Genomic DNA, 17,521 nt, shown 5'->3' on the forward strand with positions numbered 1-17,521 from the left:
TACTCATACTCGGTACTTTTTATACCCAGCGAAGAGAAGTGACAAGTGTATGCTTGTCACCCGGCGCTAACTCAACGCTGTCTTCAAGTACATTGGCGGCTTCTAAACACAACATCACGTGATATTCATCATCGGCAAAATTAGATAGCCTTTTTGATTTATCAATCCACGGGTTCCATAACACACATGACCGCGAATTTTCTCGGCTTACTTCAATGATCCCATCTGGCGTAATGATACGTTGTGTATCTTGTGCTTGGGTATAAACCATGTCGGTTTCACGAGCAAATGAAACCAAATCATGTTGCTCAAATGGACCTTCACCGAATTCTATATATTTAGAGCCCTGTAAACCATCAACTTTAGTTTCTTCAATCGCAGGCGTTGGGAAATAAGTATGTAATGCCTGTGTAAAATTAAGTGTTTCATTATCAAGGTTAGTTGTTGTTAAACGCACTTCTAAACTCGTTGATAAAATAAATTCCACCAATAATTTAGTTTTGTGTGGCCAATACTTTTCATCAATTTGATTCATTGGCAATGACAGGCTGATGTAGATCGAGTTTTCCTCTTCTTTCACCTGTTCAGCACGCCAAAGTCCCGTACGAGCAACACCATGAGCAGGCCAGCCTTCATGTTGGCTCACACCAAACCACGGCCAACAAATTGGAATACCACCACGAACGCCCTTACCTTCTTGATAATCTTCCTGCTGAGAAACCCACAGTAATGGCTTTTTACCTGTCGGTGTAAACTCTGTAATTTGCGCACCTTGCAAAAAGATAGTGGCATCACAAAACTCACTGGCTACTTTAATAAACTCAAGGCCAGTCTCACTTTGCTCAATCGTAACTGATGGCGATAGCTTCATAATTCGTCCCATTAAATGAAAGAAAAGAAATCGTTAAATAACCCCACCATACCCAAAGCCATAGTAGTTAGTAAATAATATTTAGTTATTTGATGAAATTGTTTACTACTTTGTGCTTGTGCAGACGAAAAGCGCTATTTAATTATAAAGAACATCTACATTATTATGTGATACACCAAGCGAGATTTAATTACTACTCAAATAAAAATTTCCTCTGAAAATTAGGTTATTTATAGTAAACATAGCCACAAATTATTTGAACTCAATTTATTTGATGTGTAATATTTCGCGGCTTCGGTCGTTCTAGGCCGCCTTTAAAGAGACAAAAACATGCAAAAGTATGACGAACTACTTGTGTCATTACGTAAAGTAATCAGAGCAATCGATCTGCACTCTAAGCAGCTCAACAAAACGTCTGGGTTAACAGGCCCGCAATTACTTATCATGAACGAAGTGGCACAAACAGACGGCATCACAGCAAGTCGTATTGCTCAAAACGTCAACTTAAGTCCAGCAACTGTGACCAATATTCTTGATCGAATTGAAAATAGAGAGCTTATCACCCGTGTGCGCAGTCAAATGGATAAGCGTCGCGTCAGCTTGTATTTAACAGAAAAAGGCAAAGCACTTTTAGAGCAGGCTCCTCAGCCATTACAAGAGCATTTCATAGAAAAATTTTCAGCCCTTGAAGAGTGGGAGCAAAGCTTATTGCTCTCATCAATGCAGCGTATTGCAGCAATGATGGATGCTGATCAGCTTGATGCTTCACCGCTATTAGAAGTTGGCGCCATAACAAAATCTCTCGAATCACAATAATCAACTGCAAAACTGGTTGATTAATATTAATTTTTTATGGCTCCCCTTGGGTTAAGTGTGAATATCAACTATGCTAATAGTACCCATTCCAACACTAGCGAAAATCATGCTTAAACTTTCAAAGTTAGCCCTCGCAATCGCCTTGGGCACTACTTCAAGTCTTAGTCAGGCATCTGAAATAGATGATCTTCAAAAACAGCTGCAATTACTTAAAGAGCAAATGCAGCAACTACAGAGCAAGCTGGATGCTGCCGAGGAAAAATCGCAGCAACAAGCCGATAAACAAGCACAAATTGATGCACAGGTTGCAAGGCAACAAAAGCAACTTGAGGAGCAAACTGCTGCTGTTGAAACCGTATCAGACAAAAAAGAATCTGGTATTCATGTTGGTGGCGCTGTGCGAACAAACTACAGCTATACCTCGTATGATGACGGTAACAAAAACCGTGGCGGTGACTTCGACTTCGATATCTTCAGACTGAATTTTTCAGGGGATGTCGGTGATGTGCAACTAAATGCTGAAATTCGTTTCTTTGACTACATGACAGCAGTTAAATATGCCTATGCAGCCTACGACTTTGCCGAAGACTGGCAAGTGCAGGCAGGTATTACCAAAGTTCCTTTTGGTAACTGGCCATATAATTCACACAACTACTTCTTTGGCACAACCTATTATGTGGGTCTGGAAGATGATCACGATTTAGGTGTGCTATTCAAACGAAAAATTGCCGATAACTGGCAGATTGATCTTGGCTTTTTCAAAAATGATGAGCTAGGTGGTGTCGACGGTTATGTTGATGACCGCAGCGATCGCTACTCATACGATGTAGTTGGTTTCCGTTCAGCAGACGAAGGTATTTATGCCGAGCCAGGCAATGCCATTGGTGAATACAACACTTTCTCTGGTCGTTACGGCTATCACTTTGAGCATGAGGGTGGCAAAACAGAGCTAGGTATATCAGCCCTGTCTGGTGGCCTACACGATGGTGAAGACCGTGCCGGTGACTACTATGCTTGGGCAGTGCATTTAAATAGTACTATCGGCCCGTGGAACTTCCAACTGCAACATGGTGAATATAATTACGATATTGATAATGTAAATCGTATGGCGGTAGGAGCCTATGCTTTTTACGATAGTATCGCAGCTGAAGCAACCATGACTAATGCCAATATTGCCTACAGCCTCCCTGTCGAGTGGGGTCCTGTTACAGACTTACAGTTTTACAATGACTACGGCATTATTTATGACAAGTCAGACAATAGCGCCGATACTTGGATGAATGTAACTGGGGTATCTGTTGCAGCAGGTGGCTTGTTCACCTACTTTGATTTTGTTCAAGCGAAAAATCAGCCATTTGTAGGCGGCTCAGTTGCTGGTGACAGCGACGAGACTGAAACTCGCTTCAATATCAACATCGGTTATTACTTCTAGTAACCTCTAGAGTAAAATAACATATTAGAGCCCAGTTTAATAACTGGGCTTTTTACTAAGTATCCTGTTGGATAGAGACTCAATTCGCTAAAAAATCTAAGCTAGGCTAAAGTTAAAAAGTAAGGTAAAAAGGTGATTAACAAGCATTTGCTTTTTTGAACTGTTCTGGCTTAACTCTATTTATGAATGTAAGAGCTGTATTAACTGCATCTAAAAACAGCTGCTATCAAGCGGTTGGTCTATTAATGGTAGCGCTTGGTATCATAGGTATTGCTTTGCCTGTCATGCCGACAACAATTTTCTTTATTTTAGCTTTAGCTTGCTTTACACGTTCTTCGCCCAAACTTTCTGCTTGGCTCCTAAATCACCCCCGATACGGAGAGTCACTTAGACACTGGCAAGAGCACAAAATAGTACCAACCCGTGCTAAGTTTTTAGCTGCTTTTGGTATGGCACTAGGTTATATATTTTTATTACAAAGCGCAGCGCCGGTTTGGGTTATGTATTTAGTTGCCGTTATTGAAATAGGCGTATTGGGTTATCTAATAAACCGTCCATCAGCCCCGAATAAATTACCACTTCTTCGAATAACCATTTCTTCGCAAGTCCGCTTGACACTACTTGCTTGCTTGATTTCATCAAAACTCGCCATAATAGCTTACTTAGCGATTCACTTCTAAAACACAAATGTAAAGAACGTAAACCTACTTGTTATAGTAAATACAAATCATTATCATGCCCATATATTTAACGAATAGCCTGTTTTATGTTTTCTATTAATAAGCGCACGTTTTATAGCGTAAGTCGTGCTTTGCATATATACCTTTCAACTGCACTGTTCTTTTTGCTCATTCTTTTTTGTGTTAGCGGTATCATCCTTAATCATGTTGATTGGTTAGAAAACGACAAGCAAAACGGGCAAAGCCAACGACTAATCTCTGCTGAACTCTTTGAAAAAGCACAAGCAAATCTCGATACCTTACCGAGCCTCTATCCCGAGATTGAAGGTTACATGCAGCAGGAGTTTTCACTCAGCAATGTAAAAAGCATTGAATGGGAAAAAGAAGATGCGTTGGTGATGCTCGACTACCCGCTTCCGGCCGGCTTTGCCTACGCCGAAATCGATTTTCAAACCGGTGAGCTTAATATTGATTATCAAATCGGTGGCTTTATGAGTCTGATTGGCGACTTACACAAAGGCCGCCATACCGGCGAAGCATGGAGCTGGGTGATTGATATCTCAGCTGTTTTGATGATTCTGTTTGCTATCACCGGATTAATTATTCTCTTTCAAAACCGTAAAAAACGTGCCGCAGGCCTGTGGTTAACGCTTCTTGGTGTTGCCACGCCTTTGGTTATTTATCTAGTTTGGGTGCCTCAACTTAAAGGAGTATCTTAATGAAACAAGCCCACTTACTCGTTGCTCTACTAATTGGCTGTTTATTCAGCCCACTGAGCTTTGCAAAAGATCCCAACCTAACCGTTGAATTTACCTTACCTGAGCTAGATGTTTCCCCATATCATCGCCCTTACGTGGCGCTATGGCTAGAAACACCTGAACGTAAACACGTTACCACTATTGCACTTTGGGTCGAAAAAGCTGAATGGTTTAAAGACTTACGTCAATGGTGGCGAAAAGCAGGTCGTAGCAACGACAACTTTGATGGTGTGACGGGTGCAACAAAACGCCCAGGTACTTACACCATTGAATGGCAAGGTAAAGATTTAAAGGGCAACCCAGTTAAACCTGGTAGCTACCTGCTTAATGTCGAAGTTGTGCGTGAAGAAGGTGGCCGAGATTACACCCGCGTTGAAATCGACTTAACGAAAGACGGCAAAGTCACAATTAAAGGCGAAAAAGAGTTCGCGACTAGCTTTGTTACCATTACCAGTAATTAAGGACAAACAATGAAATTAAAATTATTAAAAACGGCGCTGATCGGCGCAGTAACCTTCACTGCACTTGCCTCTGGCTATGCACAAGCACACGCCCGTTGGTTAATGCCATCTCACACTTCTTTATCAGGTGAGAAAACTCACTATGTGATGATCGATGCCAGTATTTCGAATGAGTTGTTTAGCCCAGATAAAGCATATCGCCCAAAACAAAAAGGCGCAGAGTATGACGACAATTTATTAATTGCCCTTGCTCCAAATGGCAAGCCGGTTGAAGAAACGATTCGTGCATACTACTTAAAACGCAAAAACTCAGCAGCAGTGAGTTTATCTCAAGACGGTACTTACCATATTGCTATGCAGCAAAAGCCAATGCTAATGACTTTCTATAAAGACAAAGATGGCAATCGCGGTCGTGTGTTCGCAGGTAAAAAAGAAGCAGACCTACCAGCAGGCGCAACCGATGTACGCACTGTAAAATCTATCGCAACGGTTGATACTTTTGTAAGCCGTAATGGTACTTCTAAGCCAACATTGCTTGGGCAAGGTTTAGAAATTTCAGGCCCGACTCACCCAAACGATCTATTTGCTGGTGAAGAAGCTAAGTTCCAATTATTAATGGATGGCAAACCAGCTGCTGACGTTGAGCTTGCAATTGTGCGTGGTAGTGCGCGCTACCGTAATGAGCGTGACGAAGTTAAAGTAACAACCGATAAAAAAGGCTTCTTTACGGTGACATTCGCCCACGCAGATATGTATCTGATTGAAGCATCTGTTGATCAAAAGCCAACAGAAGCAGACATCGATAGTGTGCGCTATGCATTATTTACAACGCTTGAAGTTGCCCCTGAATAATCCACTCAATTAGGCCTTAATTGGCCTAATGCTATTTTCTAGAAAGACTGTAGTCAACTGCGCGCTCGCAGCTACTGTCTTTCTAATAATAATTCAAATTAGTCGCCAGCTCAGTCAATGACAGCTAAGATGATGCCAATCAGTTTATTAAGCGCACTAGACGCTTAAAGCTAACGTGGTGTTTAATTAGGCGTTAAACAACGAAAAGTAAACTTTTTACACTTTATAGATACTATTTTAGGCAACCGCTCTAGCAAAGGAACCTCATGCTAAGAATTACGCTAGAACAGTGGCGCATGTTTCGTGCTGTTGTTGAATTTGGTGGCTTTAACCAAGCCTCGCAAGGTATTCATAAAAGCCAATCGAGTATTCATAATGCGGTTGGCAAGATTGAATCGACACTTAATGTAAAATTATTCAGCATTCAAGGCCGCAAAACCGTGCTCACTGAAGCTGGTGAAATGATGCTGCGCCGCGCTAATTACTTACTTGATGAAGCCGCAAAAGTTGAAGCCATAGGCCAAACTTTAGGTGAAGGCGTCGAAAGCAAGTTACGCATTGCTGTGGATGCTATTTTTCCACAGCAGTTGCTTTATAAAGTGCTTAACGACACCTCTTCACAATACCCACAACTGCGCATTGAACTCCATGAGTCTGTGCTGATGGGGGGTAATGAATTGCTCGAAAATGATCAGGTTGATATTGCCATTACTGGCTTTCCAATCGCAGCAAACTTTCACGAAGAGTTATGCGATATCGAATTTATTGCCGTGGCGCACCCTGATCATCCTTTGCATGGGATAGACCGCGTAATCACACTTGAAGATTTAAAGTCACACCGACAAATTGTTGTTCGCGATTCAGCCAATAAACACAAACAAGATGGTGGCTGGTTAGGTGCCGATCAGCGCTGGACGGTTACTCATATGCGCACTTCGATTGATATGATTAGTAATGGCCTTGGCTTTGCATGGTTACCAAAAATAGCGATCGAAAAGCAACTTGCTACGGGGCAAATGAAAGCACTTAATTTAACCCATAACAGTAGCCGCAGCGCTAAGTTACATTTGCTCTTTAAAGATGGTGACAAATTGGGCCCAGCAGCGCGGGCATTTCTTGGCGAATTGCGTTATCAAGTAATGGAAAACCTATAGCTTTAAGGGCGTTTCAGCAATCCCTTTAACGCCAGGCTCAAGTATAAATACGCCACCACTGTGCGGGTAATCAGCGAGTACAGAGTCTTCAAGGCCAACTGTCGCAGTGGTCACAGCTAAATGTGTGAGCTCTTCGCCAACAAAGGCGACACTGGTAACACGTGGTGCGGGCAAGCGAATAAACTGCACCTGCTCACCCGTTGGTGCAAAACGATAAACGCCATAGCCATTCCACGCGGCAACCCACAAATGCTCCTCGCTATCCACGGTCATGCCATCTGGAAAACCCATATTCTCAGTAAAGCGAATAAACTCTTTTTTATCAGCAAGCTCACCTTGCTCACTCAGAGTAAAGCGGTAGATTGTTTGTTTATCTGAGTCTGTAGAATATAGAAACTGACCATTTTTACTTACCGCAGGGCCATTACTAATAGTGTAGTCATGATCAACGGCTGTCGGAGCCTGGCCATGACCAAAACGATATAACTTGCCACTATTGCTTTGCTCTTGAGAGTCCATTGAGCCAAAAAAGCCAAAGCCTTGGCGAGACGTTTTACCATCGTTTAAACGGTTTTGTGAGGGTTCGTGGTCAATTGAAAAAAGTAATTCACGGCTAAAGTTTTCACTGTTAAGTTTATAGATGCCTCTCGCAAAGCCTGCCACCAGACCGCCTTGCTCGGTTTCCATTACCCAACAAATAGGTTCTGGCATGGTAAACTGGCTAACTCGCATCGATTGGCAATCTAAACGAAATAAGCGTTGACCTAAAATATCGACCCAAAATAAGCAGTTATGCGCTTTTGCAAAGTAGGCACCTTCGCCCAATTGGCACTGGCTAGAAATGATTATTTTAATGGTGTCATCGAGCATAGGCTTCATTACACGAACAGCGGAACTATTCTTATTCTATCTGTGTATGAAAATAAGTGCTAGACCAGATAAACCAGCCACCAGCAAGATAATGCCGCGAATGGCCTTTTCATTAAGGTTATTATTAATCACAAAAGATAGACCCCAACCGGTTAAAATTGCAGGTAAACATAAGAAAAACAGCTTCACATCGCTGATATCGGCAGAGCCTGTCAGCATAAGTACAATAATGCCAAACAGGTTTATGAATACGAAAAAGGCACTCAGGTTCGCTTTAATTTTGTCTTTATCTTCAGCTTGATAAAGTAGTCCCATCGGTGCCCCACCAGCAGAGGTCGTGGTGCCTAAAAAGCCCGATGACATTGACGCAAGCAAGCTAGTGATGGTAGAGATTTTCGGTTTCATACCTATGATAGACAAAGCCACCACCACCAAAATACTCACCCCAAGCAATAGCTGATATTGCTTGGCATTGACATACCACATCACCACAGCTGCAAAGATAACCCCCACTGCACCACCTATGATGGATATACCCGTTTGTTTCATGTCTATCGCACCGCGGTGTTTAATCATTAACACTGAGGTTAAAAACAGCGCATTCAAAATCATAGGTCCAGGCACTAGCTCTGGCATTAGCCAATAGAGCACAGGAACACATAACATGCCTAAACCAAAGCCAATAACACTTTGTAGACAAGCGCCAATAATCAAAATTAAATAAACAAGAACAAAGTCGGTCAAACTTTCTTACCACCTTCCTATGTATAAGCTGTGTTAATTCTATAACACGTATTTTACTATTATAGTATTATTTGAGTTGTGTAAAAAATTTTATTACAGATTAGCTATTTAGCAATTACTTCAAAAATTAAGTCCAACCTGCATCCACGATGAGCGATTGTGCTGTCATCATACAACTGTCATCAGCGGCTAAAAACAATGCAGCATTGACAACATGGTCTGGTTGAATTGTTTCGTTAATACATTGACTTAAACGAACATCTTCAATCATTTCTGGGGTTAGCCAATGCGTGATTTGGCGTTCTGTCATCACCCAGCCTGGCACCAGTGAATTCACACGAATATTATCTTTACCATAAGAAGCAGCCAATGAGCGGGTTAACCCTTCAATACCCGCTTTTGCTGTTGTGTAGGCTGGCATGCCAGTTTGCTTAATACGCCAGCTTACCGACCCCATATTAATAATGCTACCACCACCTAAACGCTGCATGTGCTCAACCACTGCTTGCGACGAAAAGAAACATGGGCGTAAGTTGACTGAAAACTTGTCTTCCCAATATTTCACATCCATATTTTCAGCGGCGTGACGGGTGTCATCGGCTGCGTTATTAATTAACACAGCAATGTCTCCCTGTTGCTGGCGAGTTTGCTCTATAGCCGCTTGTAAAGCTTCAACGTCACGTATATCACAATGAATAAATTGTGGGTCAAACTCATATTTACCAGCTAATTTCGCGCATAAAGCATTGCTCTGCTCACTTGCAATATCAACAAAAGTGACTTTCGCGCCCTGTTCGCAGAACCGCGTTACCATTACTTCACCAATTCCCGATGCACCGCCAGTAATAAACACACTTTTACCAGCAAGGCTTGGGTAAACTGTTTTTAGCTCGTTTGAATTTGGCATGATAACCTTTTGTTTTAAAATAATTACAACGTCAAGAAGCGATGTTTATCTAGCCGCTTCTTTGTCAGCGATTTCTTTTTCAATAAACGCCATCGCTTCGTCAATCATGTACGTCATCATGTTTTTAGCGCGCTCAGGGTCACCGCTTGCAATCGCGTTATACACTTTAAAGTGTTCTTCTGCGATGGCCTTCTTATTGCCTTTAGCGGGTGTGGTATGTTGAATACTCACGTGCAGCGCAGTGCGAATAAAATCACGTAATTGATAGAAAAAACGGTTGCCACTGGCGTGCAAAATTGCCGTGTGGAACGCAAGGTCAGGCTCATGCATCACGCCTTCTGGCTCTTCTGCTGCCGCTTGCATTTTATCTAATGCAATTTTAATTTCTGCGATGGCTGCTTGATCGCCTTTTCTTGCAGCAAGTGCCGCTGCTTGTGGTTCAATCGCCAAGCGAACCTGTAAAAACTCTTTTAATACATATAATGATGGGCTGCTTTCAAGCAACCATTTCAATACGCTTGTGTCGTATAAGTTCCAGTTCTCCGCTGACTCCACACGAATACCTTGTCGTGGACGAGAAGAAATCAGTCCTTTTGCAGCGAGCATTTTCACTGCTTCACGAACAGCTGTGCGACTAATACCATACACTTCACATAATTGTGCTTCGGTTGGTAGCCCCGTTTCAGTATTGTAATCACCAACAATGATTGCTTTACCAAGCTCATTGGTAACTTGTTGTGATAGGTTTAAATTCTCTAAACGCGCCATAAGTGTTCCTCAAAAGATCTGGGTATATGATACATTTATATACTGCTTCCGTCATCCTGCAAATTATTCTTTAAAATCAAAAGCAAAGATAAATACGTTCAGAATAAATGAACAAAAACCAAGCTTTTAAGTCACTATTTTATGTACTAACTGTCACCTTATTTTAACAAATCTCTTTCACTCGAGCCATTTATAATATAATATTTTTATTTGACAATTATAAAACAATATTCACTTTTCATAATTAGGTGGAACACACAATGGTCGAACTAAGTACCTTAGATTGGGCAGTGCTCGCAGGATTTTTTGTCCTGTTGCTGGGCGTTGTCGTGATGTCTATGCGACAAAAAGAAGAAGACACCGCTGATTATTTTTTAGCGGGTCGTAATGCAAGTTGGTTAGTGATTGGTGCCTCTATTTTCGCCTCAAACATTGGCTCAGAACATTTAGTGGGTCTTTCAGGTTCAGGTGCACAATCGGGTATGGCATTGGCTCACTGGGAAATGCAATCGTGGATCATTCTACTACTCGGTTGGATTTTCGTGCCTTTTTATTGGAGTAGTAAAGTCTACACCATGCCAGAATTCTTAGAGCGCCGCTTTAACTCTAAATCACGGACTTTCTTATCTGTAATCTCATTGATTAGTTATGTATTAACCAAGGTCGCAGTAACGGTTTATGCCGGCGGCATCGCATTTAAAACAATCTTAGGTATTGAGAGTATTTGGGGTATCGATTTCTTCTGGATTTCAGCCATTGGCCTTGTGGTGATCACCGGTATTTATACGGTACTTGGCGGTATGAAAGCCATTATGTGGACCTCGGTGTTGCAAACACCAGTGCTCATTATTGGCTCCTTAGTCATATTAGTGGTTGGTTTAGATAAAGTAGGTGGCTGGGCAGAAGTTGAGCGTATCAATGATGCCAATATGCACCTCATTCGCAGCGCTTCAGATGCTGAATTTCCTTGGCCAGGCATAGTATTTGGTTCATTCATTATTGGTTTTTGGTATTGGTGTACAGACCAATACATTGTACAACGTGTCTTATCTGCAAAAGGCATTAAAGAAGCGCGTCGCGGTACCATGTTCGCGGGTTACCTAAAACTACTTCCTGTATTTATCTTCTTAGTACCGGGCATGATTGCTTATGCATTGAATGTTAAAGGTATTATTAGCTATGAAAGTGCTGACCAAGCCTTTCCTACTTTAGTTGCTGAGCTATTACCAGCCGGTGTTAAAGGAATTGTAATCGGGGGCTTAGTAGCCGCGCTTATGAGCTCTTTAGCCTCATTATTTAACTCATCTGCAACCTTGTTCACCATTGATTTTTATAAGAAATTCAAACCTGAATCGAGTGAAAAGCATCTTCTTAAAGTAGGCCGAATTGCCACTATCGTGATTGTTGTATTAGGCCTATTGTGGATACCCGTCATGAGCTTAATAGCTGATGTGCTGTATGAATACCTGCAAAGTGTGCAGTCTCTTATTGCACCAGGTATTGCTGCGGTATTCTTATTGGGTTTATGTAGTAAACGCATCACTCCAACAGCGGGTTTTGTGGGCTTAGTGTCGGGTTTTGTACTTGGTATGATCCGCTTAGTGTTACTGCCATTTAAAGATGATTTAACAGGTTCATCATTTGCGTGGATCACCACAATGAACTGGTTATATTACTGTATTCTGCTATTTGTCGTGGTCGTTGCGATTATGATTGTGGTGAGTATGTTTACCAAGCAAGCAGACGAAGAACAATTGAAAGGTCTTACTTTCTCAAGCCTAGATAAAGCAACTATGAAAGAAGTGGCTGCCGGCTTAGATAAATGGGATTACATTCATACCGCAGGTATTATTGGTATTACTGCTTTTATTTACTACCGCTTCTGGTAACCATTTGTTCCCAAAGTTCTAGGGCGCCAATTGGCGCCCTTTTTTATTATAAATAATTAATCAGCAAGCTCTGGTGAAAACACTGGAAAGCCATTTTTATCCCACGTAATAATGCGTGCTCGCGCATGGCGATTTGGATCTGTAAGCGGTGTGCCTTTCAGCTCTTTATAGTCACGACTGTGATAAATCATTAAATCGGTTACACCATCTTCAGCTTTTACAAAACTGTTGTGCCCAGGACCAAAACGACCCAGCTCAGCATTGCTCGTAAACACCGGCTCAGCCTTCTTATGCCAACTAGCAGGGTCAAGTAAATCAGCATTCACATCTGCCCATAGCAAGCCCATCGCATAGCGATGATCGGTTGCACTGGCTGAATAAGTGACAAATATTTTATCGCCATGGGTGATAACTGCAGCACCTTCGTTCACCTTGTAGCCTTGCACTTCCCAATCAAGGGTTGGCTCAGTAATCACGATAATGGGCTCTTTAATTGATGTGGGCGAGTCCATTTCAGCTAACCATAAAGCCGAGTTATAAGTTGCAGGCTGGTTCTGCTGCGCCCAAATCATGTAACGCTTACCCTTGTGCGTAAAACTTGTAGCATCAAGCGAAAAACTATCAAGGTGGCTAGTTACTTGCCCCATTTCTTGCCACTCACCTTGCATTGGGTTAGCACTGCCATTTTTAAGCGCATACATGCGAATACTGAACGGTTTTTCGACATCACCTGCGGCAAAATAGATATACCAACTACCATCAATTTGGTGCAGTTCAGGCGCCCAAATATTGACACTCATTGGGCCTTTATCGCGCTTTTGCCAAATTACCTTCGGCTCAGCTATTTTTAAATCGTTTAAACGACAAGCTTGGCGCAGCTCAATTTCATCAAATTTCGGCGAACTGCCTATAAACGTGTAACAGCCACTTTTTTCATCACGAACTAACCAAGGATCAGCACGTTTGAGTACAATGGGGTTATCAATTGGCGCTAGAGTCTTGCTACTATTAGCATCAGCAAGCACTTGCAATGACGAAGCGCTTAACGCAGTAAGAAGCGTAAGCCGAGGTAGTTTCTTAAGCATAATGTGTCCTGTATTTTGTCTCGATTTTATTGTTAATATTGTATTACATATTATATAGTAGCTGAATGAACACAAGAGTTAAAACAACAAAAGGTATTCAAGCATGAGACCCGTAAGTAACGTGACACAAGCGATGAAGTGGCTTTCAACAGGGCTACTTTTTTCTGCCGCAGCCGTATCTGCAAAGCAAGTTGAAGTACACGATCCGGTGATGACTAAAGAAGGCGACACCTATTATGTATTTAGCACAGGCCCTGGTATTACCTATTATGAATCGAAAGATTTAACCAACTGGAAGCTCACAGGCCGCGTTTTTAAAGATGAGCCAAGTTGGGCAAAGCGTGTTTCCCCTAATTTCGGGGGCCACTTATGGGCACCCGATGTGTACAAAAAAAATGGTAAGTTTTACCTTTATTACTCAGTCTCTGCATTTGGCAAAAATACCTCGGCAATTGGTGTAACGGTTAACGAAACCCTTGACCCTGCTTCACCTGATTACAAGTGGATTGACTACGGTATTGTGGTTGAGTCTGTACCTGAGCGTGACGATTGGAACGCTATCGACCCTGCGATAATCGAAGATGACAAGGGCACACTGTGGATGAGCTTTGGTTCGTTCTGGGGTGGCCTTAAACTAGTACAACTTGATGATGACATGGTGCGCTTAGCAAAACCTGAAAAATGGCATCACATTGCGAGTCGTCCAAACACGGAACATGGCCCAATTGAAGCGCCTTATATCTTTAAAAAGAATGGCTATTACTATTTGTTTGTGTCATTTGATAAGTGCTGCCAAGGTGTAAAAAGTACTTACAACGTACGCGTAGGCCGCAGCAAAAACATCGAGGGCCCATACTTAGATAAGCAAGGTCGTTCAATGATTGATGGTGGTGGTAGCTTAGTTATTGAAGGTAACAAAGAGTGGGCAGCCCTTGGCCACAATGCTGCTTACACCTTTGATGGCAAAGACTATTTAGTATTACACGCCTACGAAACAGCCGATAACGGCGTACAAAAGCTACGTATTTTACCTATGAGCTGGAAAAACGATTGGCCGATTGTAAACCCAGCCGACCTAAACAAGCTTAAAACCAAGCTTATAAAGTAATTATCCAATCCTGTCGCAGCGGGGTTACCCAGCGTTGACCCGCACTATCAAAAACGACAAACAAACGCGATATAAAATCGCTGCTACGATCCCTGTAGCAGCGGGTTTACCGCGCGTCGAACCTCGCGTCACCCCCTACGTTAAACCTCAACAAAAGAAACAAACAACGCGATATGAAATCTGCTACACGAAATCAAGCAAGGTAATATCAACGAGCATGGGGCTTTGACAGCCTTGTTGATGTTTCTGGTCAATAATTACGCTGTACACATCGCGTGCCAGATGCGCAGGTATTAGTACCTCAAAGCGACTGCCTTTATTCATTAATTGCAATGCTTCCTGCAAGCCCACTATCGCCTCTGCAATTTCGTACTCTACAGCAGCACCTTGCTTGCGAGTATCGAATAACACCCGACCATTTTTAAGGGTAAGGCGTTGATGCACAGTCACTGTGGCATCCCAACTTGGTTTATCCCCCTGACCTTGCTCAATTATTCGATAACCAAGCCCTGTGGGTGTTTGGTAAAAACTGTGTTGCTCGGCGCTGTTATCTAAAAGCGACGGTAAAACATGCTCTTTAGCCGTCGCAAACGCATTGTTGCTTAACATAGCCAACTCTTTATTGTGCGTTGATTAAACGAATACCATAGATACCACCGGCAACAGAGTCTTTGTCGGCAGCAAAACGTAAGGTCAGCGTTGTCGACTTTTTCATTGCCTCTGTTAATGGGTAATCAATGGTGTAGAACTCATCCGTTGGTCTACCTACAGGCAAACTAACTGCAGCTAATTGCTCACCATTTAAATTAATAGAGAAGTGACGGTTCACATCGCCAATAAAATAGCGAACACGCAAAGCAACCGCTTTTTGTTCTGGGTTACTAAGCTGATACTCAAACCAACCTGTTGCATCGCGCCAATGGTAGCCATTATTGACACCTGCACGGGTTCCTTCACCTTTAAAATCGTGTTCGACTTCAGGTTGTTGCTCACCCGGCGTAATTTGATCAACGGTTAATAAACGAAGTTGCTCTTTCGCTTGTTCAGCCGCTTTTGCACCGGCAACAAATTGCGTGAACTCAGCTTTGCTTTGCTGCGGCCAATACACTTGATAGCGGCTATCGTGTAAACGGAAGAACGGAATTAACTCCGTGCTTTTGGTGTTATCGATACCTTGTTTAGCAATCGCCACATTTTTATCGGCGATAAATGCGAGCTCTTGGCCTAGCTTACGAGTGAGATCGGCAATAAATTTTTCTGGCTCACTCAGCATAATTGGCAGCGCTTCTGGCGGACAAGTCGGCCCTGCGGCAATGTGGCCCATACGGCTATTATCGGCAACAAAGTTAAGCTTTTCATTTGCAAAAGCGTGTACTTTGGTAGCCATGACAACAGGTCCGTACATCACCGAATAATAATGCTGACCATCAGGTAGCTGCTCAGTATAAAGCTTAGGGCTAAGTTCAAAGGCAAGTTTGTCACCGCTTTGCCAAGCATGGCTGATGCTGTAATAACCGTCTTTTTCGGTTGCGCTTACAGCTTGTCCATTTAGAGTAAAGCTCAGCTCACCCTGCTGCCAAGACGGCTTACGAATATGAATTACTGACTCGGTGCTTTGCCCTTCAGACAAACGATCCACGGTCAGTGAGAGCTTGTTATCATCTGGGAATTGGCTGTCTTGGGTGATCTGTAAACCCTGTTGTTGCCAATTTAACGTGCTCGGAATAAATAAGTTCACCCATAACTCTTTACCGGTATTGCTATAAATCAGCTCACCATATTTGCTGTGATTTTCAATACCTGAGCCTACGCAACACCACATTGAATCTTGCACTGATGAATACATGCGGTAATGCCCTGGACGCATCGAGGTAAAGTAAACAAGACCACCATGCTCTGGGTGTTGTGACGATAAAATATGGTTATATGTGGCGCGCTCATAATAGTCTAAATAACGCGTATCACCGGTTTTTAAGAACAGTAACTTACTCAGTTTCATCATGTTGTAAGTGTTGCAGGTTTCTGGGCCTTCAACATCTTCAACCATTGGCGTGAAGTCACTTTTATCGTGAAAATGTTCACGTACAGAGTTACCGCCAATTGATACTGAGCGCTCTTGGCTGACTGTTTTCCAGAAAAAGTCAGCACCTTGCTGCCATGCTTTATCATCGCTGGCATTAGCCACTTTCAACATACCAATAATTTTTGGAATTTGCGTATTGGCATGCAGGCCCGTTAACTTATCTTCTTTGTGTAATAAGGGTTCAATAATGATGTTATGAGAGAACTGACGCGCTAGTTTTAAGTAACGCTCATCGTCACTAATAAAGTACATATCAGCAAACACATCATTTAAGCCACCATGCTCTGAGTACAGCATTTGTTGAACTTGCTCATCAGTTAGCTTAGCAGTGGTCGCTAAGAACCATTCGCCTAACTTAAATAACATTTGTTTTGCTTTATCACTGCCGGCTACGTCGTATGCATCGCGCAAGCCATGAAAGATTTTATCGATGTTATAAAGCGGCACCCAGCGGTCATTTAAGCTGAATAAATCAGCTTTGATCTCACCCTTTTCAATCTGCTGCCACATTTCATCGCCATTTGGGATACCGCCTAAGTAACCTCCTGTGGCTTGTTGAGCGCGATCCAGCTCGCTTAGCATGTAATCTAAACGCTGTTTTAATTCTTCATCTTTGGTGGCTGCCCACGCAAGGCTCAAGGCTGAAAGGTAATGTCCGCCAATATGGCCATCAAGGCCTGTGCTTTCCCAGTTGCCATAGTTAGGCGCTTTTGGTTCAAGACCTGCTTCACGCAAATAAGGAGCAAGAAGCTGATCAGGATGAAGTGCTAATAAATAACGCACATTAATTTGCTGCGCATGTAAAAACGGGCTGGCGCTTAAACTGACTTGGTTTAGGGCAAATAAATGTTGTTCGCTGGTATGTTCAGCATGCTCTACAGAAACGGCTTGTGTACTGTCTGTTGGCAGCTCACTGCAACCGCTCACAGTTAATATTGCAGCGCAAACGCTTGCTAAATAGCTAACTTTGAATGTGTTCATACTGTTGTCTCCCAGCGAATTGTTATTTTAAAGAGCAAAGCGCACACACTTTTTAAGTGTGT

16 protein-coding genes and 1 pseudogene are annotated in these 17,521 nt (G+C 42.5%); 9 read left to right on the forward strand and 8 right to left on the reverse strand.

Annotated features, from left to right (window positions below; all coding sequences use genetic code 11):
* Positions 1 to 19: 19 nt before the first annotated feature.
* A complete protein-coding gene (locus tag L3V41_RS17825; protein ID WP_237114608.1) occupies positions 20 to 871 on the reverse strand; it encodes a D-hexose-6-phosphate mutarotase in 852 nt (283 codons plus the stop codon).
* A 330-nt stretch (positions 872 to 1,201) separates the two neighbouring features.
* Between L3V41_RS17825 and L3V41_RS17830 the strand changes: the two genes are divergently transcribed.
* From L3V41_RS17830 to L3V41_RS17860, 7 genes and pseudogenes are all read left to right on the forward strand, one after another.
* Positions 1,202 to 1,687 carry a MarR family transcriptional regulator gene (locus L3V41_RS17830; RefSeq protein WP_062567481.1) on the forward strand — a complete coding sequence of 162 codons (486 nt, stop codon included), beginning with the start codon at positions 1,202 to 1,204 and terminating at the stop codon, positions 1,685 to 1,687.
* A gap of 106 nt (positions 1,688 to 1,793) precedes the next feature.
* A complete protein-coding gene (locus L3V41_RS17835) occupies positions 1,794 to 3,119 on the forward strand; it encodes a porin (RefSeq protein WP_062567480.1) in 1,326 nt (441 codons plus the stop codon).
* A 182-nt stretch (positions 3,120 to 3,301) separates the two neighbouring features.
* Positions 3,302 to 3,691, forward strand: a pseudogene (locus tag L3V41_RS17840) (YbaN family protein); the annotation flags it as partial.
* Positions 3,692 to 3,885: 194 nt separating this feature from the next.
* Positions 3,886 to 4,518 carry a PepSY-associated TM helix domain-containing protein gene (locus L3V41_RS17845; RefSeq protein ID WP_237114610.1) on the forward strand — a complete coding sequence of 211 codons (633 nt, stop codon included), beginning with the start codon at positions 3,886 to 3,888 and terminating at the stop codon, positions 4,516 to 4,518.
* Positions 4,518 to 5,018, forward strand: a complete 501-nt coding sequence (locus L3V41_RS17850) for a DUF2271 domain-containing protein (RefSeq protein ID WP_054552294.1) — start codon at positions 4,518 to 4,520, stop codon at positions 5,016 to 5,018. The genes L3V41_RS17845 and L3V41_RS17850 overlap by 1 nt, the downstream gene beginning before the upstream one ends.
* 9 nt (positions 5,019 to 5,027) lie before the next feature.
* Positions 5,028 to 5,870 carry a DUF4198 domain-containing protein gene (locus L3V41_RS17855; protein WP_062567477.1) on the forward strand — a complete coding sequence of 281 codons (843 nt, stop codon included), beginning with the start codon at positions 5,028 to 5,030 and terminating at the stop codon, positions 5,868 to 5,870.
* Between the two features lie 266 nt (positions 5,871 to 6,136).
* Positions 6,137 to 7,024: a LysR family transcriptional regulator gene (locus tag L3V41_RS17860; protein WP_237128214.1), complete on the forward strand. Its 888-nt coding sequence runs from the start codon at positions 6,137 to 6,139 to the stop codon at positions 7,022 to 7,024.
* Here the strand turns inward: L3V41_RS17860 and L3V41_RS17865 are convergent.
* From L3V41_RS17865 to L3V41_RS17880, 4 genes are all read right to left on the reverse strand, one after another.
* A complete protein-coding gene (locus L3V41_RS17865) occupies positions 7,019 to 7,894 on the reverse strand; it encodes an SMP-30/gluconolactonase/LRE family protein (RefSeq protein WP_237128215.1) in 876 nt (291 codons plus the stop codon). The two genes, L3V41_RS17860 and L3V41_RS17865, sit on opposite strands and share 6 nt — an antisense overlap.
* A gap of 36 nt (positions 7,895 to 7,930) precedes the next feature.
* Positions 7,931 to 8,638, reverse strand: coding sequence for a sulfite exporter TauE/SafE family protein (locus L3V41_RS17870; RefSeq protein WP_062567475.1), 708 nt, complete (start codon positions 8,636 to 8,638; stop codon positions 7,931 to 7,933).
* A gap of 127 nt (positions 8,639 to 8,765) precedes the next feature.
* On the reverse strand, positions 8,766 to 9,545 hold the full coding sequence (locus L3V41_RS17875) for an SDR family oxidoreductase (RefSeq protein WP_062567474.1): 780 nt from the start codon (positions 9,543 to 9,545) through the stop codon (positions 8,766 to 8,768).
* A 45-nt stretch (positions 9,546 to 9,590) separates the two neighbouring features.
* The gene (locus L3V41_RS17880; RefSeq protein WP_062567473.1) at positions 9,591 to 10,313 is read right to left on the reverse strand and encodes a FadR/GntR family transcriptional regulator; all 723 of its coding nucleotides are present in this window, start codon (positions 10,311 to 10,313) and stop codon (positions 9,591 to 9,593) included.
* A 260-nt stretch (positions 10,314 to 10,573) separates the two neighbouring features.
* On the opposite strand from L3V41_RS17880, the gene L3V41_RS17885 reads away from it, so the two are divergent.
* Positions 10,574 to 12,202, forward strand: coding sequence for a sodium:solute symporter (locus L3V41_RS17885; protein WP_062567472.1), 1,629 nt, complete (start codon positions 10,574 to 10,576; stop codon positions 12,200 to 12,202).
* Positions 12,203 to 12,258: 56 nt separating this feature from the next.
* Here the strand turns inward: L3V41_RS17885 and L3V41_RS17890 are convergent, their stop codons facing one another.
* Positions 12,259 to 13,287 (reverse strand): family 43 glycosylhydrolase, encoded by a 1,029-nt coding sequence (locus L3V41_RS17890; RefSeq protein ID WP_237128216.1) that lies wholly within the window; start codon positions 13,285 to 13,287, stop codon positions 12,259 to 12,261.
* A gap of 133 nt (positions 13,288 to 13,420) precedes the next feature.
* On the opposite strand from L3V41_RS17890, the gene L3V41_RS17895 reads away from it, so the two are divergent.
* Positions 13,421 to 14,395 carry an arabinan endo-1,5-alpha-L-arabinosidase gene (locus L3V41_RS17895; protein ID WP_237128254.1) on the forward strand — a complete coding sequence of 325 codons (975 nt, stop codon included), beginning with the start codon at positions 13,421 to 13,423 and terminating at the stop codon, positions 14,393 to 14,395.
* A gap of 183 nt (positions 14,396 to 14,578) precedes the next feature.
* Here L3V41_RS17895 and L3V41_RS17900 read toward each other — a convergent pair whose 3' ends face one another.
* Together L3V41_RS17900 and L3V41_RS17905 are read right to left on the reverse strand one after the other, a co-directional pair.
* The gene (locus tag L3V41_RS17900; RefSeq protein ID WP_062567469.1) at positions 14,579 to 15,004 is read right to left on the reverse strand and encodes an FKBP-type peptidyl-prolyl cis-trans isomerase; all 426 of its coding nucleotides are present in this window, start codon (positions 15,002 to 15,004) and stop codon (positions 14,579 to 14,581) included.
* Between the two features lie 10 nt (positions 15,005 to 15,014).
* On the reverse strand, positions 15,015 to 17,459 hold the full coding sequence (locus tag L3V41_RS17905; protein ID WP_237128217.1) for a glycoside hydrolase family 127 protein: 2,445 nt from the start codon (positions 17,457 to 17,459) through the stop codon (positions 15,015 to 15,017).
* Between the last annotated feature and the right edge of the window lie 62 nt (positions 17,460 to 17,521).

Origin of the sequence: Pseudoalteromonas sp. L21 (genome assembly GCF_021728035.1) — a bacterium.
Taxonomy (GTDB): Bacteria; Pseudomonadota; Gammaproteobacteria; order Enterobacterales; family Alteromonadaceae; genus Pseudoalteromonas; species Pseudoalteromonas arabiensis.

What these genes read in the sequence shown, in the direction of transcription:
- L3V41_RS17860 (WP_237128214.1), top strand. Translation starts at nt 6,137, where the DNA reads ATGCTAAGAATTACGCTAGAACAGTGGCGCATGTTTCGTGCTGTTGTT.
- L3V41_RS17855 (WP_062567477.1), top strand. Translation starts at nt 5,028, where the DNA reads ATGAAATTAAAATTATTAAAAACGGCGCTGATCGGCGCAGTAACCTTC.
- L3V41_RS17905 (WP_237128217.1), bottom strand. Translation starts at nt 17,459, where the DNA reads ATGAACACATTCAAAGTTAGCTATTTAGCAAGCGTTTGCGCTGCAATA.
- L3V41_RS17850 (WP_054552294.1), top strand. Translation starts at nt 4,518, where the DNA reads ATGAAACAAGCCCACTTACTCGTTGCTCTACTAATTGGCTGTTTATTC.
- L3V41_RS17875 (WP_062567474.1), bottom strand. Translation starts at nt 9,545, where the DNA reads ATGCCAAATTCAAACGAGCTAAAAACAGTTTACCCAAGCCTTGCTGGT.
- L3V41_RS17830 (WP_062567481.1), top strand. Translation starts at nt 1,202, where the DNA reads ATGCAAAAGTATGACGAACTACTTGTGTCATTACGTAAAGTAATCAGA.
- L3V41_RS17895 (WP_237128254.1), top strand. Translation starts at nt 13,421, where the DNA reads ATGAAGTGGCTTTCAACAGGGCTACTTTTTTCTGCCGCAGCCGTATCT.
- L3V41_RS17865 (WP_237128215.1), bottom strand. Translation starts at nt 7,894, where the DNA reads ATGCTCGATGACACCATTAAAATAATCATTTCTAGCCAGTGCCAATTG.
- L3V41_RS17885 (WP_062567472.1), top strand. Translation starts at nt 10,574, where the DNA reads ATGGTCGAACTAAGTACCTTAGATTGGGCAGTGCTCGCAGGATTTTTT.
- L3V41_RS17890 (WP_237128216.1), bottom strand. Translation starts at nt 13,287, where the DNA reads ATGCTTAAGAAACTACCTCGGCTTACGCTTCTTACTGCGTTAAGCGCT.
- L3V41_RS17880 (WP_062567473.1), bottom strand. Translation starts at nt 10,313, where the DNA reads ATGGCGCGTTTAGAGAATTTAAACCTATCACAACAAGTTACCAATGAG.
- L3V41_RS17900 (WP_062567469.1), bottom strand. Translation starts at nt 15,004, where the DNA reads ATGTTAAGCAACAATGCGTTTGCGACGGCTAAAGAGCATGTTTTACCG.
- L3V41_RS17845 (WP_237114610.1), top strand. Translation starts at nt 3,886, where the DNA reads ATGTTTTCTATTAATAAGCGCACGTTTTATAGCGTAAGTCGTGCTTTG.
- L3V41_RS17825 (WP_237114608.1), bottom strand. Translation starts at nt 871, where the DNA reads ATGAAGCTATCGCCATCAGTTACGATTGAGCAAAGTGAGACTGGCCTT.
- L3V41_RS17835 (WP_062567480.1), top strand. Translation starts at nt 1,794, where the DNA reads ATGCTTAAACTTTCAAAGTTAGCCCTCGCAATCGCCTTGGGCACTACT.